We start from the raw sequence: 13,884 nt of genomic DNA on the forward strand, positions 1-13,884 counted from the left end.
GGAACGACATCCAGCCGGGACGGCGGAAACGGACGGGAATCGGTACCCGGAAACCGGTAACGGGTCCACACTCGGGACATGACGGTGACGAGGGACGGGGCGGTGCTGCGGAACTGGTGCGGGACCATGCCGGTACACCGCCGGCTGCTGGACACCCGGGAGGAGTACGCCAGCACCGCCGCCGAGATCGAGAACTTCACCTTCCACCAGTGCCGGCGCGGGCGTTCCCGACTCGACCAGGTGGTACGGATCCCGGTGGTGGCGCACGTGCTCTGGCGCGACGAGACACAGAACGTCGACGACGAGCAGATCCACAGTCAGATTGCCGTACTCAACGCCGACTTCCGCCGGCTCAACGAGGACATCTCCGCCGTACCCGAGGTGTGGCGGGCGGTGGCTGCCGACGCCCGGGTGGAGTTCTTTCTCGCCGAAACCGACCCGGCCGGCGCACCGACCAGCGGCATCACCCGTACCCGGACCGAGGTGGCCGCGTTCTCCTCGGAGGACGACGCGGTCAAGGCGGTCGCGACCGGCGGCGCCGACCCGTGGCCGGCCGACCGGTACCTGAACATGTGGGTCTGCCAACTGGCCGGCGGGGTGCTCGGCTACGCCCAGTTCCCCGGCGGTCCGGCGGCGACCGACGGGATCGTACTGCTGCACTCCGCGTTCGGCACCAACGGCACCGCCGTCGCGCCCTTCGACGGCGGCCGGACCTGCACCCACGAGGTCGGCCACTGGCTCAACCTGCGGCACATCTGGGGCGACGACGGGGACGGTTGCGGGGGCGACGACTTCGTCGCCGACACCCCGAACCAGGCCGGGCCGAACTACGGCCGGCCCACTTTTCCGACCGTGAGCTGCGAAAACGGGCCCGATGGGGACATGTTCATGAACTTTATGGATTACACCGACGACGATGCCATGGTGATGTTCACCGCCGGACAGGCCGCGCGCATGGCCGCCGCCCTGGCCGGTCCACGGGCCGCCCTGGCCGCCGGCGCCACCCTGACCCGATGAGCGGACCAGGGCCCGAGCAGCCGCCGGAGGCGCTCTTCCGCCGCTGGGTGCACGTACGCGAAGAGGACGACGCGGGGGTACGGGTCTACCGTCCCGCCGACCGGCCGCTCCCCCCGGCCCGGGGCCGGGACGGGATCGAGTTCCGGCCGGACGGCACCTTTGTCGACTACCAGCCGGGGCCCGCCGACGCACCGGGTCGCCGACCCGGCGAGTGGCGTACGGACGCCGACGACCGGTTACGGCTGACCGGACCGGCCGGGCGGGGCAGCACCCTCTTCCACCTGGTCGCGGTCGACGAGGATGTGCTGCGGTTGCGGCCCCTGCGCGAGTGAGCCCTCAGCCGACCTGCTCGTCGGTGTAGCACCAACGCCAGGACTCGCCGGGCTGGAACGACTGGATCACCGGGTGGGTGGTGCTGTGGAAGTGGGCGGTGGCGTGCCGGCGCGGTGACGAGTCGCAGCAGCTCACCCGGCCACAGCTCAGGCAGAGCCGCAGGTGCACCCAGTCGTCGTGACCGCTCTCCAGACAGTCCTGGCACCCGTCGGTGCTCTGCGGTTCCGGTTGATTGGCTCCTGCCAGATGTTCGCAGCTCATCGCTGTCCCTCCCGCCGCAACAACGACTCTTCCAGATCCAGATCCCGGTACGCCCGCACGAGCACCTCCTCGGTGATCCGCCCCTCGTCACGGGCGACCCGGAACACCTCGCGCTCGGCGTCGATCATCTCCTGCCGCAGCCGACCGTACGCCTGCGACGGGGTCTCCCGCGCGTCGCCCCCCAGCCGCTCCCAGGCACTGTTGGCACGCTCCTCGACCACCAGGCGGAGCCGTTCCACCACGGCCGGTGGGGCGCCGTCGGCCGCCGCCTCCAGCCGTTCCCGGGCGGCCCGGCCCGCCTGCTGCTGGACCGCCGCCTCGTCGAGCGCGTCCTTGACCGGGTCGTCGGGCGAGAGCCGCAGCCGCCGGGCCACCATCGGCAGGGTGGCGCCCTGGAGCCCCAGGGTCACCACGATCACCGCGAAGGCGAGCCAGACGAAGAGGTCGCGGGGGTACGCCAGGCCGTCACCGGGTATCGGCAGCGCGAGCGCCGCGCCCAGGGTGACCACGCCCCGCATACCGGCCCAGGAGATGATCGCCGAGACCCGCGCCGGCAGTGCCGTACCCCGCTCGCGGACCCGTGGCACCAGCCGCACGAGCAGGCTGGCCGGGAAGATCCAGAGGAACCGGGTAACGAAGACGGTGGCGAGTACGGCGGCGGTGACCAGCAGCATCGTGCCGATCTCGGTGTCCAGCCGGGTCAGCAGGTCCCGCAGTTGGAGCCCGACCAGCAGGAAGACCAGTCCCTCCAGCAGGAACGTGACCAGTCGCCAGAACGCCATCGTCTGCAACCGGGAGCCGGCGGAGAGCAGCACCGGCAACTTGTGTCCGAGTGCCAGCCCGACCACCACCACGGCCACCACTCCGGAGGCGTGCAACTCCTCCGCGGCGAAGACCACCACGAAGGGGGTGAGCAGCGACAGCGTGTTGTCGAGCAGCGGGTCCTTGATCCTCTTGTGCAGGAAGCCGATGACGACCGCACCGACCACGCCGACCAGCAGCCCGCCGCCGGCCGTGATCAGCACCTGGCCCGCGACACCCCAGGCGTCGAGCCCGCTGCCGACCGCCGCGAGGGTGGCCACCCGCAGCAGCACCAGCGCGGTCGCGTCGTTGACCAGGCTTTCACCCTCCAGAATGGTCACCACCCGGCGAGGTAGACCGATCCGGCGCGCGACCGCGGTGGCGGCGACCGCGTCCGGCGGCGCGACCACCGCGCCGAAGGCGAGGCAGATCGCCAACGGTACGTCCGGCAGCACCGCGTGCACGACGAAGCCGACCAGAACCGCGGTGAAGAGAACCAGGCCGACGGCGAGCAGCAGGATCGGCCGGAGGTTGTACCTGAACGCCGGCACGGAGGTCTGGATCGCGGCGACGTACAGCAGCGGGGGCAGGATGCCGACCAGCACCAGTTCGGGGTCCAGTCGCACCAGCGGGAAACCGGGTACGAACGAGAGCACCACCCCGACGACAAGCAGCACAATCGGCGCGAGCAGGCCGAATCGGCGCGCCAGGGCGGCGCCCAGCGTCGCGATCGCCAGGAACAGCACGACCTCGAAGAGTGGCTCCATGCGGCACAGCCTAGGGGCGCCCGTTTCCGGCCCGAACGCGTGCGCCCCGGGGCGCGGCCGGAGCCGCAGTCGGCCCGCTACTCGCTGTGTGAGCCGGCGCCGCCGGTCGCCAGGCCCTCGCCCATCCAGACGGTCTTGGTGTTGCAGAACTCCCGGATGCCGTACGCGGAGAGTTCCCGACCGTACCCGGAGTTCTTCACCCCACCGAAGGGCAGTTCGGGGTAGGAGGTGGTCATCCCGTTGATGAAGACACTGCCGGCGTCGAGGTCGGTGGCGAACCGCTCCTGCTCGTCCGCGTCCCGGGTCCAGGCGTTCGAGCCGAGGCCGAAGTTGGTGCCGTTCGCCAGCTCGATCGCCTGCTCGTACGAGTCGACCCGGAACAGGCCGGCGACCGGGCCGAACACCTCCTCGGACCAGATCCGCATGGTCGGGTTGAGGTCGGTGATGACGGTCGGCGGGTAGTACCACCCGGCGCCGTCCGGACGCTGCCCACCGCAGAGCACCCGGGCACCCTTGCGGACCGCGTCGTCGACCTGCTCCTCGATGTCGATCCGTCCCTGCTCGGTGGCGAGCGGGCCGATGTCGGTCGCCGGGTCCATCGGGTCGCCCACCGTCAGCGCGTCCATCCGGGATGCGAACGCCTCGGCGAAGGCGTCGAAGACGTCGGTGTGGACGATGAAGCGTTTGGCGGCGATGCAGGACTGGCCGTTGTTCTGGCAGCGGGCGGTGGTGGCGACCTCGGCGGCCCGTTCGATGTCGGCCGAGGGCATCACCACGAACGGGTCGCTGCCGCCCAGTTCCAGTACCGTCTTCTTGATTTCCTGACCGGCGATCCGGGCCACCGCCCGGCCAGCCCGCTCGCTGCCGGTGAGGGTGGCGGCGCGGACCCGTGGGTCGGCCAGCACCCGTTCGACCACCTCGGCGCCGACCAGCAGGCTCTGGAACGCGCCAACCGGAAAGCCCGCCCGAGCGAACAGTTCGCCCAGGTAGAGCGCACTCTGCGGGACGTTGGACGCGTGCTTGAGCAGGCCGACGTTGCCGGCCATCAGGGCCGGGGCGGCGAACCGCACCACCTGCCAGAGCGGAAAGTTCCACGGCATCACCGCCAGCACCGCACCGAGCGGTTGGTAGCGGGTGAAGGCCCGGGTGGCGCCGACCGCCTTCGCGTCGGCCGGCTCGTCGGCGAGGAAGCCCTCGGCCTGGGTGGCGTAGAAGCGGCAGGCGGCGGCGCACTTGGCGACCTCGGCGCGAGCCGAGACGAAGGTCTTGCCCATCTCGATGGTCATCAGGCGGGCGAGTTCGTCGCATTCGCGTAGCAGCAGGTCGGCGGCGGCGTTCATCCAGCGGGCACGCTCGGCGAAGGTGGTGCGGCGCAGCGTACGGAACGCCTCGTCGGCCCGGCCGATCGCCGCGTCGACCTGTTCCGGCGACATCGGGTCGTAGGTCTTGAGCACCTGTCCGGTGGCCGGATTGATGGTGGCGATCGACATGTCGTACCCCTTGCTTACTCGAAGAGCGAGTGGTGCGTACCGGGTGGTTCCTCGCGGCGGCGGGCGGCCCGCCGGCGCATGATGATCACCAGGTCGACGACGGCCACGGCGGCGAGCACGAAGAGGATCACCGCGGGCATCCAGTGCCCGGTGAGCGCCACCAGCACCCCCAGTCCCACGGAGATCACCAGCCCGAACGAGGCTAGTACCAGCCGGAGGTTGAGCGCACTGTACGGGTGCCCTACCGTCCCTTTCGCCCTGGAGGGCTGTGATTTTCCGGCCATCTGGTCGAACTACCCGACTGTTGAGCCGGCTAACCTGCCGCGCCCGCCCCCGACACCGCCGTTCCGGTTGCCCCACGCCTCCGGCCGGGGTAAAACAAGATCATGACGATCAATGCAGTGATTCCAGAAACCCATCTCGACCTCCTCGAACGCCCGCTTTTCAGCCATCTCTCCACGATCCGCCCGGACGGTTCGCCACAGAGCAGCGTGATGTGGTTCGTCTGGGACGGCGAGCGCATCCGGATGACCCACACCAGCGGGCGGCAGAAGTTCCGCAACCTGCGGCACGAGCCCCGGGTCGCGCTCTCCATCTCCGACCCGCAGGACGAATACCGTTTCCTGGAGGTCCGTGGTGTCGTGGAGAGCATCGACCCCGACGACGAGAAGGGCTCGTTCTACCGGTCCCTCCAGGAGCGGTACGACAACATCTACCCGATCACCGATGCCGACGTACGGGTCGTCATCACGATCCGGCCGACGGCGTTCGTATCGGTGACCGGTGGCGCGATCCAGGAGCGCGCCCGCTGACCGACCTGTTCCGCGTGGGACGGCATCAGCGTAGAGTTACCGCACCCGTGCATTCCGCTGAGAAACGGGGGGACGAGTGCCTCGTCGCTGGACCACCACCGCTGTCGTCGCCGTGCTGGCGCTCGCCGCCCTTGCCTGTGAGAGCGGCGGTGGCGGGATCGGACAACCCAGTGGGGCACCACCCCGGCCCTCCTCCTCCGCCCGCCCGGACCTCCCCTCCGCGATGGCCGCCCTCGGCGACTCGATCACCACCGGCTTCGGCACCTGCATCGTGCTGAGCAACTGCCAGCGCAACTCCTGGTCAACCGGGGACGGTCTACGGGTCGACAGCCACTACCGGCGGCTACTGGAGGCCAACCCGGCGGTCCGGGGCAACGGGCACAACCACGCCTCGGCCGGCGCCCGCGTGCGGCAACTCACGGATCAGGCCACGGCCGCGGTGGCCGACGGGGCGGACTACGTCACGGTGTTGATCGGGGCGAACGACGCCTGCCGGAGCCGGATCGAGGAGATGACCGAGGTGACCGCCTTCCGGGCCGAGCTCGACCGTGCCCTGGGTGTGCTCAAGAAGGGTCGACCGAAGGCGCGGGTACTGGTGGTCAGCATCCCCGACCTGTACCGACTCTGGGAGATTGGCCACCCGGAGGCGGAGGTGGTCCGGGCCTGGAACCGGGGAATCTGCCCCGCCCTGTTGGCGAACCCGACGTCGACCGCCGACGCCGACGCCGACCGGCGGTCGATCTTCCGCGCGCGGATCGACGCGTACAACAAGGAACTCGCCGCCGCGTGCCGGGCGTACGGATCCCGTTGTCGGCACGACGGCGGCGCGGTGCACCGGGTGCGGTTCAGCGTGGACATGCTGAACCGGCTGGACTACTTCCACCCGGATGTGGACGGCCAGGGCAAGCTCGCCGAGGTCACCTGGGGCTCGTCCGGCTTCACCGGATGACGCAGCGGCTAACGCTGCTGGGGGGCGGTGGTCACGCGTTGCCCGTACAGGGCCGTCGTCCGGCGAGCCAGGTCGGTGGTGGCGGACGAGTTCGCCCAGGTGCCGAGGATGATCGCCGCACCCGGCACGATCTTGGCAAAGACCCGCTTCGCGGCCCGTACACCGGCCATCTTCGCCAGCCGCACGCTCAGCCGTAGGACCGCCTGGCGCAGCGGAGTCTGGGACCCCCGGAAGAGCGCCTCGGCCCGTTCCCGCCCGGCGGCTACACCGAGCGCGAGCCGTGCCGCCTCGGCCGCCTTGTGCACCTTCTGGAGCACGAGCAGATCGGTGGCGCGGTCGGGATGCTGCGGGTCGAGCCCGTACGCGGCGGCGATGTGTAGCACCATCCGGGCCTGGGTCCAGGCGAGCACCCCGACGTCGATCACCGCACCGGGCAGGCCGGCGGCCCCGGAGACCGCGCCGGAGAGGCGGGCACGGGCGACGAACTTCTTCGTCGCGAGCTGGGCCAGGCCGTCACGGTCGAGGTCGGGGTGGGCGGCACGGCTGGACTCGGCCCACTCCCGGGCCTCGGGGCCGAGCCGGCGGACCGCCTCCAGTGCCAGGTGTTCCGGCGCGTACTGCGGGTCGGCGCGCATCCGGTCCCAGAGTCCGGCCGGTGGTGCCGCGGTCGGCTCCTGCGCGGGGTCACTTCCCGAGCGCGGGTCGAGGTTGTCGCGGATCATCGCCGCGGCGCTGTGGGCGTCGGCCGGGGTGGCTGCGGTGGGCCGGGTACCGGCCTGGTCTGGGTCGGTCACGGGACACTCCGGAGTGGTCGCGGGCGGACGTCGGTGGGAGGGGCGGCCCGAGCGGCTGGTTCGATGCCCGGCGCCTGGTTCGGTGTTCGACGGCCCGGTCAGCGGCGCCGGCCGTTGAACCGGGACAGGAGTTGGCGCAACCGCTGCTGGTTGCTCGGCTTGGCCAGCTCGCGCCGGCCACGGTCGACCAACTGCCGCCCCCGGGGGGACTGAAGGAAGGCTCTGACCCGCCGCACCAGTGATGACATCGTGTACCCCTCTCGTCGTCCCTCAGTTGTACCCACCCTGGTCGAGCGGCACACCGGATCGACCGGCAACTCCCTCCACAGTGGTCAACTTGATCAAATATTGTTGATCATCCGAGCGGGGCGTACGGCCGCCCTGGCGACGATCCGACTGCGGTAGCGTCCTTCGGCGTTGAAAAGTCGGAAGGCGTACGGAAGGAACAACTTTGGCCGGCACAGGTGACGAGAGCCCCGTACCACTGCGGATAGGTGGGTGGCTTCCGCCAACCGGACGTCGACCGGTACGACCCGAGGACGCGGCGGCAACAGCGCTGCTTCCGGTGGTACGGGCCACCGATCCCGAGCCGCAGGGCGCGACCGACCATGAGCCGTCCCGCCCCGGGCGGCGGCGGCGGCCGGGTGGCCGACGCCGCCGGGTCACCGTGCTGGTCGCGGTCGCGACCGTGGCGACCGCGGTCGGCGTACCAGTGCTCGCCAGTCAGGGCGCGGACCCGGCAGGCCAGGAGCAGCAGGTCCAACCGGCGTCGCCGGAGCTGCCCCGACCCACGGACCCACGCCTGGAGCCGCCGGCGACGACCGCGGCGACCGGCTCGACCAGCGCCGGCGCGGCGAGCCGTGGCACCTCGCGGTCCGCGACCCCACCGCCGAGCAGCCCGGCGACCTCCGCACCGACGGTCACCGGGGCGCCGGACGCACCGCCGCCGAAGCAGCCCGACCTGGTCAACCAACCCCACCAACTGCCGGTGCCGCCGCCACCGCCGCCGGTCTTCGCCACCTCCGTGGAGGCTGAGGGGCCGGCGGCGGATCGTCGGGGGCGGACCAGGGCCCGGTCGGTCGCTGGCGCCTCGGGCGGCGCGGTCGTGACCGGAATCGGCGGCGGCTCCGGCAACACGGTCCGGTTCACCGAACTCGTCGTACCGAAAGCCGGCCGCTACACCGTCACCCTCTACTACGTCGGCGACGAGCGCCGGTCCGGCACGCTGACGGTCAACGGAACCCCGACGACGGTCTCCTTCGCCGACACCGGTTCCGACGACGGTCCGGTCGGCGCCGTCTCGGTCGAACTGTCGCTGCGGGCCGGCGCCAACTCCGTCGAAATCGGCAACCGCCGGGACCGGGTGGCGGACCTCGACCGGATCGTCGTCACTGGTTCGGCGGGATGATCGCGTCGACCACCTCGGTCGCCGCGCCCTCGTGCTGGGCGTAGTAGCCCGGGAACGCCGAAACCTGCACGGCCTGCGCCGCGTCGGTCAGTGCCATCTGCTGCCAGCCGGGAATCTGACGCAGTGCGTTGAAGAACTGCGCGGTGGCGTACGCCGGGTCCATCAGCTTGTCGACCGGGCCCCAACCGCTGCTCGTACGCTGCTGGAACAGGCCGACGGAGTCGTGGTCCCAACCGGTGCCCTGGTGCGGGTGGTTCAGTGACTCGGGCAGGGCGTCGTTGGCCAGGTTCAGCAGGTTGCTCTCCTGCATCGCGGTGGCCACCCCGATGATCAGGGCGCGCCGAGGCATGCCCATGTCGTGGCCGGTACGCACGATCGCCTTGGCGTTGTCCATCTGCACCCCGCTCAGCCCGGCCACCGGGCCCGGGTCGACCGGCGGGGCGGGTGGCGCCGACTGCTTGGCCGCTGGTGCGGGGGCTGGTACGTCCGGGTTCGCGCTCGCTTCGGGGCTCGGCTCGGTGCGCTTCTCCGACCGGGAGGCGGCCTGTTCGGCCTGGGCCCGCTCGACGAGCGCCGCCGTGGCGGGCGCACGTTCGGCGGGGGTGTTCCCGGTGGCGATCCGCCCCTGGGTGAAGGCGAGCAGGCCGAGCGCACAGAGCAACCCGACCGCGACCGTACGCGGCACCGGGCGAATCCGGCCCAGTGAACGCCATCGCCCGGTGAGTCGGGCCCAGTCGTCGGAGAACCGTCGTCGGGCCATCCAGGTCCCGGCCTCGGAGATCCAGCGCTGGGCCCAGTTCGCCGGCTCGATGGAGACCGCCTCGTCCGTTCGGTCAGTGGTGCCTGCGGCGTCGTCCTTGGTGTCAGGTCTGTCGTCGTCACGCATCCGACGAGGCTAGGCAGGGAAAATCGCCACTACGGAGGGTGATGGCGTGGCTCTCACCACACTTGGACCTCGACCAACAGGGCAGCGTACGACAGGCGTGGGCGTGACGCCCCAACCCACGCAAGGCCGGCATACCAGACATATTCCTGTACGCGAATGATTCGGGCATTTACCTCCGAACCGGCTCGCACAGAGAGCGCACCACGCGCACCTCCCCCGAACAGGTGAGATGCCCTGGGACAAACAGCTCGCCACTGATCAACCATTACGCCATACCGCCTGACCGGTGCCGGTGGTCCCGGCGTGGCCGACCCGGCTCCCGCACTCCCCCAACCCCTGACCGGAGCGGTCGGGGTCCCGGCGCGCCTGCCTAGAGCACTCGATCGCGAGGCATGCTCAAGGGGGGTGACGGAGTCGAAGAACGGAATGCACCAAGATGGCGGGAGCGTTGCGTACACCGAGGTGACGTCTGTCGTAGGCGCACCCCGTTGAGGAGGTCCTGACCGGTGCTCGATCCGCACGAGCTGTACCAGCTCACCGACGACCTGCCCGAGCTGGGTCAGCCGGTGTTGATCCAGGCGCTGACCGGCTTCGTCGACGCCGGCAACGCGACCCGGCTGGCCCGGGAGCAGCTCCTGTCGACGCTGGAAGGTCGGCCGATCGCCACCTTCGACATCGACCAGCTACTCGACTACCGCTCCCGTCGCCCTACGATGATCTTCGTCGAGGACCACTGGGAGTCGTACGAGGAGCCCAAGCTCGAACTGCACCTGCTGCACGACGACGCGGAGACGCCGTTCCTGCTGCTCACCGGCCCCGAACCAGACCTCCAGTGGGAACGGTTCACCAGCGCGGTGATCGCCCTCACCAGCCGACTGGGCGTACGCCTGACGGTGGGACTGAACTCGATCCCGATGGCCGTACCGCACACCCGGCCGACCGGAGTCACCGCCCACGCCACCCGGCCCGAGCTGATCACCGGACACGAGCCCTGGCTACAGCGGGTGCAGGTGCCGGCCGGCGTCGGACACCTGCTCGAATACCGGCTCGGCCAGGTCGGCCGCGACGCGGTCGGCTTCGCCGTACACGTGCCGCACTACGTCTCGCAGTCGGAGTACCCGGCCGCCGCGGAGCTGCTGCTCAGCTCCATCTCGCGCTCGACCGGGCTGCTGCTGCCGACCGAAGGGCTGCGTAACGCCGCCGAACTGGTCCGCACCGACATCGACCGGCAGGTGGCCCAGACCGACGAGGCCGGCGCACTGGTGCACGCCCTGGAGGAGCAGTACGACGCCTTCACCCGTGGACGCGGTGCGCCGAACCTGCTTTCCGCCGAACCCGGATCGCTGCCCACCGCCGACGAACTCGGCGCCGAACTGGAACGGTTCCTCGCCGAGCAGCAGGGCCGCCCCGGCGACACCCCCGGCACCTGACCTCGACACCCGGCCGGCGGCGACCCCCACCACCGGCCGGGTGCCCAGCACACCGGTCCGGAATGCGGCAGGCTGTGCACATGCGCCTGGCTACCTGGAACGTCAACTCAGTCAAGGCCCGACTCCCCCGGTTGCTCGCCTGGCTCGACGACACCCGCCCCGACGTCGTCTGCCTTCAGGAGACGAAGTGCCCCGACGGCGCCTTCCCGGTGGCCGAGGTCGGCGAACTCGGATACGTGGCGGCCAGCCACAGCAACGGCCGGTGGAACGGTGTGGCAATCCTCTCCCGGGTCGGCCTCGACGACGTGGTGGTCGGGTTCCCCGGTGAACCCGGCTTCCCCGAACCCGAGGCCCGCTCCCTCGCCGCCACCTGCGCCGGCGTACGAGTCTGGTCGATCTACGTGCCGAACGGGCGCACCCCGGACTCGCCGCACTACACGTACAAGCTCTCCTGGCTGGCGGCACTCCGCGACGCCCTCGCCGACGAACTGCGCCCGGACCGGCCGTTGACGGTCTGCGGGGACTACAACGTCGCACCCACCGACGCCGACGTGTGGGACCCGACGCTCTTCGTCGGCTCGACCCACGTCACCCCGGCCGAGCGGCAGGCCCTGGCCGAGCTACGCGCACTCGGCCTACACGACGTGGTCCCCACCCCGATGAAGGGGCCGCACCCGTACACCTATTGGGACTACCGGGCCGGGATGTTCCACCAGAACAAGGGCATGCGGATCGACCTGGTGTACGCCACCGACGAGTTCGCCGAGAGCGTCTCCTCGGCGTACGTGGACCGTGAAGCCCGCAAGGGGACCGGCCCGTCCGACCACGCCCCGATCGTGGTCGACACCGAACCAGCGGCGACCGGCACCGGGCCGGCCGTCGCGGTGGTCTGAGACGCCACGGGGCGCCCCTGCACCCGTGATGCGCCGGCGGGCCTGGAAGGCGCTGCGGCCATGCTGCTGCGAAGGCGTTTCGATACTGTGCCTCGGTGACCCGTACACAGCTCACCGCCGAGTTGGTGGTCGACGGTCGTGTTCCGCAGGCGTTGGCGCTGTCGCCGGACGGCAGGTGGGTCGCGTACGTGGTCGCACCGGTCGGGCAGGCCGGTGAGCACCCCGTCAGCGAACTCTGGGTCGCCGCCACCGACGGAACCGGGTCGCCACGACGACTGACCTCGGGTGAGGCACGCGATTCGGCGCCGCGCTGGGCAGCGGACTCGCTGCTGGTCTATTTCCTCTCCGACCGGGTCGAGCGTGGCACGGCACAAGTACACCGGGTCGGGCTCGTCGATGGCGTGGTGGAGAGGGTCACGTCCTGGTCGAGCGGGGTGTCAGGTCACCTCCCGCTCACCGATCCCGACCTGGTCGTCGTGATCGCCGCCGATGAGCCGTCCGCAGAGGACGAACGTCGGTCCAGGGAGCGCGACGACGCTCGGGTGTGGGGCGAACGCGTACGCCCGGACCGACTGCGGCTGCTCGACGTACGGAGCCGGGAGGTCCGTACACCGGACGCGTTCGGCGATCGCCATGTCGTCGAGGTGGCCCAACGGCCCGACGACGGGACCCTGGCGGTCCTCACCTGGTCGACCCCCGACGTGGACCCGGGCCTGGTGGAGCCCGGTCTCCATCTGCTCGACCCGGACAGCGGCAGGACACGGGACCTCGGCCGCGCCGCAGCGGACGCCTCGTCACTCGCCTGGTGGTCCGCCGACGACGGCTGGCACCTGGCATACGTCGCGAAGACCCCGCCGGCTCTGGTGGGCGGACACGCGGTCCTCGACGTCGCCGTACCAGTGAGCGGACCGGCGGGCGAGCACCGAAACCTGACCGCCGGCACGACCAGTTGCCCGAGCGACCTGGTCCAGGTCGACACCGGTCCGCCGCTGGTCCTGGTCGCCGACGGCCTCGATACCGCGATCCACCGGCTCGATCCGGCCGGACCCAACCTCGTCGAGGTGTCCCGAATCGACGGCCTCGCGACGTCGTTGACCACGAACCGGCACGGTGACGCCGTCGCGGCGGTGGTCAGCACGTCCTACGAGCCCGGAAACGTCCACGCCGGCCCCACCTGCGGGCCGCTGACAAGGGTGACCGACCTCAGGCCCGAACTCCGCGACATCCGGTGGGGTGTCCAGCAACGCCTGTCGTACGAGGCATCCGACGGGCTGGCCCTCGACGGCCTGCTGATCCTGCCCGCCGGCCGGTCCCACGAGGACGGGCCCTTCCCACTGGTGACACTGGTCCACGGTGGCCCGTACCACCGGCACGCCGACCGGCTCGCCCTCGGCTTGGACCCGTGCGGCCAGTGGCTGGCGACCGCGGGCTACGCCGTGTTCCTGCCCAACCCGCGCGGCGGCAAAGGGCACGGCCACGACTTCGCGGTACGCGTCGCCGGTGCGGTCGGCCTCGACGAGTGGACCGACATCTGCGCCGGAATCGACCTGCTCGTCGCCGACGGCGTCGCCGACCCCGACCGGCTGGGCATCGGCGGCTGGAGCCACGGCGGGTTCATGGCCGCATGGGCGGTCGGTCAGACCAACCGGTTCAAGGCCGCCATGATGGGAGCCGGAATCAGCGACTGGGGAATGCTCGCGGCAACCGGAGAAGAGGGGCCGTTCGAGTCCGCCCTCGGCGGCAGCAGCGGCTGGGAAGGAACAGGACCACACCCCCACGACCGGCTCAGCCCGATCTCGTACGCCTCCAAGATCCGTACGCCGGTGCTGATCCTGCACAGCGAGAACGACACGAACGTTCCGGTATCACAGGCGGAGTTCTTCCACCGCGCGCTACGCAGGTTCGGAGTCGAGCACACGTACGTCGTGTATCCCCGAGAGAACCACTCGATCCGCGAACGCAACCACCTACTCGACGTGCTCCGCCGTACCCGTGCCTGGTTCGACCAGTGGCTCGGCTGACCCCGACGCAGTGACCGAGCTT

The 13,884-nt window shown here is 70.8% G+C and carries 15 protein-coding genes; 8 read left to right on the forward strand and 7 right to left on the reverse strand.

Annotated features, from left to right (window positions below; translation table 11 throughout):
• The first annotated feature begins 78 nt into the window (after positions 1-78).
• Both ACIBF5_RS23095 and ACIBF5_RS23100 read left to right on the forward strand, forming a co-directional pair.
• Entirely contained in the window at positions 79-1,017 is a 939-nt protein-coding gene (locus ACIBF5_RS23095; protein ID WP_396814848.1) for a zinc metalloprotease, read from the forward strand.
• On the forward strand, positions 1,014-1,349 hold the full coding sequence (locus tag ACIBF5_RS23100) for a hypothetical protein (protein ID WP_396814850.1): 336 nt from the start codon (positions 1,014-1,016) through the stop codon (positions 1,347-1,349). The genes ACIBF5_RS23095 and ACIBF5_RS23100 overlap by 4 nt, the downstream gene beginning before the upstream one ends.
• A gap of 4 nt (positions 1,350-1,353) precedes the next feature.
• Here ACIBF5_RS23100 and ACIBF5_RS23105 read toward each other — a convergent pair whose 3' ends face one another.
• The 4 genes from ACIBF5_RS23105 to ACIBF5_RS23120 all read right to left on the reverse strand — a co-directional run bounded on the left by ACIBF5_RS23105 (position 1,354) and on the right by ACIBF5_RS23120 (position 4,953).
• Entirely contained in the window at positions 1,354-1,611 is a 258-nt protein-coding gene (locus ACIBF5_RS23105) for a UBP-type zinc finger domain-containing protein (RefSeq protein ID WP_396814852.1), read from the reverse strand.
• On the reverse strand, positions 1,608-3,179 hold the full coding sequence (locus ACIBF5_RS23110; RefSeq protein ID WP_396814854.1) for a Na+/H+ antiporter: 1,572 nt from the start codon (positions 3,177-3,179) through the stop codon (positions 1,608-1,610). Before ACIBF5_RS23110 ends, ACIBF5_RS23105 begins: the two co-directional genes overlap by 4 nt.
• Positions 3,180-3,256: 77 nt before the next feature.
• On the reverse strand, positions 3,257-4,669 hold the full coding sequence (locus ACIBF5_RS23115) for an NADP-dependent succinic semialdehyde dehydrogenase (protein WP_396814856.1): 1,413 nt from the start codon (positions 4,667-4,669) through the stop codon (positions 3,257-3,259).
• 14 nt (positions 4,670-4,683) lie between these two features.
• Complete coding sequence (locus tag ACIBF5_RS23120; protein WP_396814858.1) at positions 4,684-4,953, reverse strand: DUF6343 family protein; 270 nt, start codon at positions 4,951-4,953, stop codon at positions 4,684-4,686.
• Positions 4,954-5,055: 102 nt separating this feature from the next.
• Here ACIBF5_RS23120 and ACIBF5_RS23125 point away from each other — a divergent pair, with 102 nt between their 5' ends.
• Entirely contained in the window at positions 5,056-5,481 is a 426-nt protein-coding gene (locus ACIBF5_RS23125) for a PPOX class F420-dependent oxidoreductase (RefSeq protein WP_396814860.1), read from the forward strand.
• Between the two features lie 76 nt (positions 5,482-5,557).
• Positions 5,558-6,430 (forward strand): GDSL-type esterase/lipase family protein, encoded by an 873-nt coding sequence (locus ACIBF5_RS23130; protein ID WP_396814862.1) that lies wholly within the window; start codon positions 5,558-5,560, stop codon positions 6,428-6,430.
• An 8-nt stretch (positions 6,431-6,438) separates the two neighbouring features.
• Here ACIBF5_RS23130 and ACIBF5_RS23135 read toward each other — a convergent pair whose 3' ends face one another.
• Complete coding sequence (locus ACIBF5_RS23135; protein ID WP_396814931.1) at positions 6,439-7,152, reverse strand: EcsC family protein; 714 nt, start codon at positions 7,150-7,152, stop codon at positions 6,439-6,441.
• Between the two features lie 170 nt (positions 7,153-7,322).
• Positions 7,323-7,472, reverse strand: coding sequence for a hypothetical protein (locus ACIBF5_RS23140; protein ID WP_170208723.1), 150 nt, complete (start codon positions 7,470-7,472; stop codon positions 7,323-7,325).
• Positions 7,473-7,675: 203 nt separating this feature from the next.
• Here ACIBF5_RS23140 and ACIBF5_RS23145 point away from each other — a divergent pair, with 203 nt between their 5' ends.
• Positions 7,676-8,632 (forward strand): hypothetical protein, encoded by a 957-nt coding sequence (locus tag ACIBF5_RS23145; protein WP_396814864.1) that lies wholly within the window; start codon positions 7,676-7,678, stop codon positions 8,630-8,632.
• Here ACIBF5_RS23145 and ACIBF5_RS23150 read toward each other — a convergent pair.
• Complete coding sequence (locus ACIBF5_RS23150; protein ID WP_396814866.1) at positions 8,613-9,518, reverse strand: peptidase M23; 906 nt, start codon at positions 9,516-9,518, stop codon at positions 8,613-8,615. The genes ACIBF5_RS23145 and ACIBF5_RS23150 overlap by 20 nt on opposite strands.
• Positions 9,519-10,024: 506 nt before the next feature.
• Here ACIBF5_RS23150 and ACIBF5_RS23155 point away from each other — a divergent pair.
• From ACIBF5_RS23155 to ACIBF5_RS23165, 3 genes are all read left to right on the forward strand, one after another.
• A complete protein-coding gene (locus ACIBF5_RS23155; RefSeq protein ID WP_396814868.1) occupies positions 10,025-10,948 on the forward strand; it encodes a proteasome assembly chaperone family protein in 924 nt (307 codons plus the stop codon).
• 80 nt (positions 10,949-11,028) lie between these two features.
• A complete protein-coding gene (locus tag ACIBF5_RS23160) occupies positions 11,029-11,841 on the forward strand; it encodes an exodeoxyribonuclease III (RefSeq protein WP_396814870.1) in 813 nt (270 codons plus the stop codon).
• Positions 11,842-11,936: 95 nt separating this feature from the next.
• Positions 11,937-13,862: a S9 family peptidase gene (locus ACIBF5_RS23165; RefSeq protein WP_396814872.1), complete on the forward strand. Its 1,926-nt coding sequence runs from the start codon at positions 11,937-11,939 to the stop codon at positions 13,860-13,862.
• The last annotated feature ends 22 nt before the right edge of the window (positions 13,863-13,884 follow it).

It is taken from the genome of Micromonospora sp. NPDC050417, assembly GCF_044458865.1.
Classification (GTDB): Bacteria; Actinomycetota; Actinomycetes; order Mycobacteriales; family Micromonosporaceae; genus Micromonospora_G.

Coding starts and splice junctions, on each gene's coding strand:
- ACIBF5_RS23095 (WP_396814848.1), top strand. CDS start 79: ATGACGGTGACGAGGGACGGGGCGGTGCTGCGGAACTGGTGCGGGACC.
- ACIBF5_RS23100 (WP_396814850.1), top strand. CDS start 1,014: ATGAGCGGACCAGGGCCCGAGCAGCCGCCGGAGGCGCTCTTCCGCCGC.
- ACIBF5_RS23105 (WP_396814852.1), bottom strand. CDS start 1,611: ATGAGCTGCGAACATCTGGCAGGAGCCAATCAACCGGAACCGCAGAGC.
- ACIBF5_RS23110 (WP_396814854.1), bottom strand. CDS start 3,179: ATGGAGCCACTCTTCGAGGTCGTGCTGTTCCTGGCGATCGCGACGCTG.
- ACIBF5_RS23115 (WP_396814856.1), bottom strand. CDS start 4,669: ATGTCGATCGCCACCATCAATCCGGCCACCGGACAGGTGCTCAAGACC.
- ACIBF5_RS23120 (WP_396814858.1), bottom strand. CDS start 4,953: ATGGCCGGAAAATCACAGCCCTCCAGGGCGAAAGGGACGGTAGGGCAC.
- ACIBF5_RS23125 (WP_396814860.1), top strand. CDS start 5,056: ATGACGATCAATGCAGTGATTCCAGAAACCCATCTCGACCTCCTCGAA.
- ACIBF5_RS23135 (WP_396814931.1), bottom strand. CDS start 7,152: ATGATCCGCGACAACCTCGACCCGCGCTCGGGAAGTGACCCCGCGCAG.
- ACIBF5_RS23140 (WP_170208723.1), bottom strand. CDS start 7,472: ATGTCATCACTGGTGCGGCGGGTCAGAGCCTTCCTTCAGTCCCCCCGG.
- ACIBF5_RS23150 (WP_396814866.1), bottom strand. CDS start 9,518: ATGCGTGACGACGACAGACCTGACACCAAGGACGACGCCGCAGGCACC.
- ACIBF5_RS23160 (WP_396814870.1), top strand. CDS start 11,029: ATGCGCCTGGCTACCTGGAACGTCAACTCAGTCAAGGCCCGACTCCCC.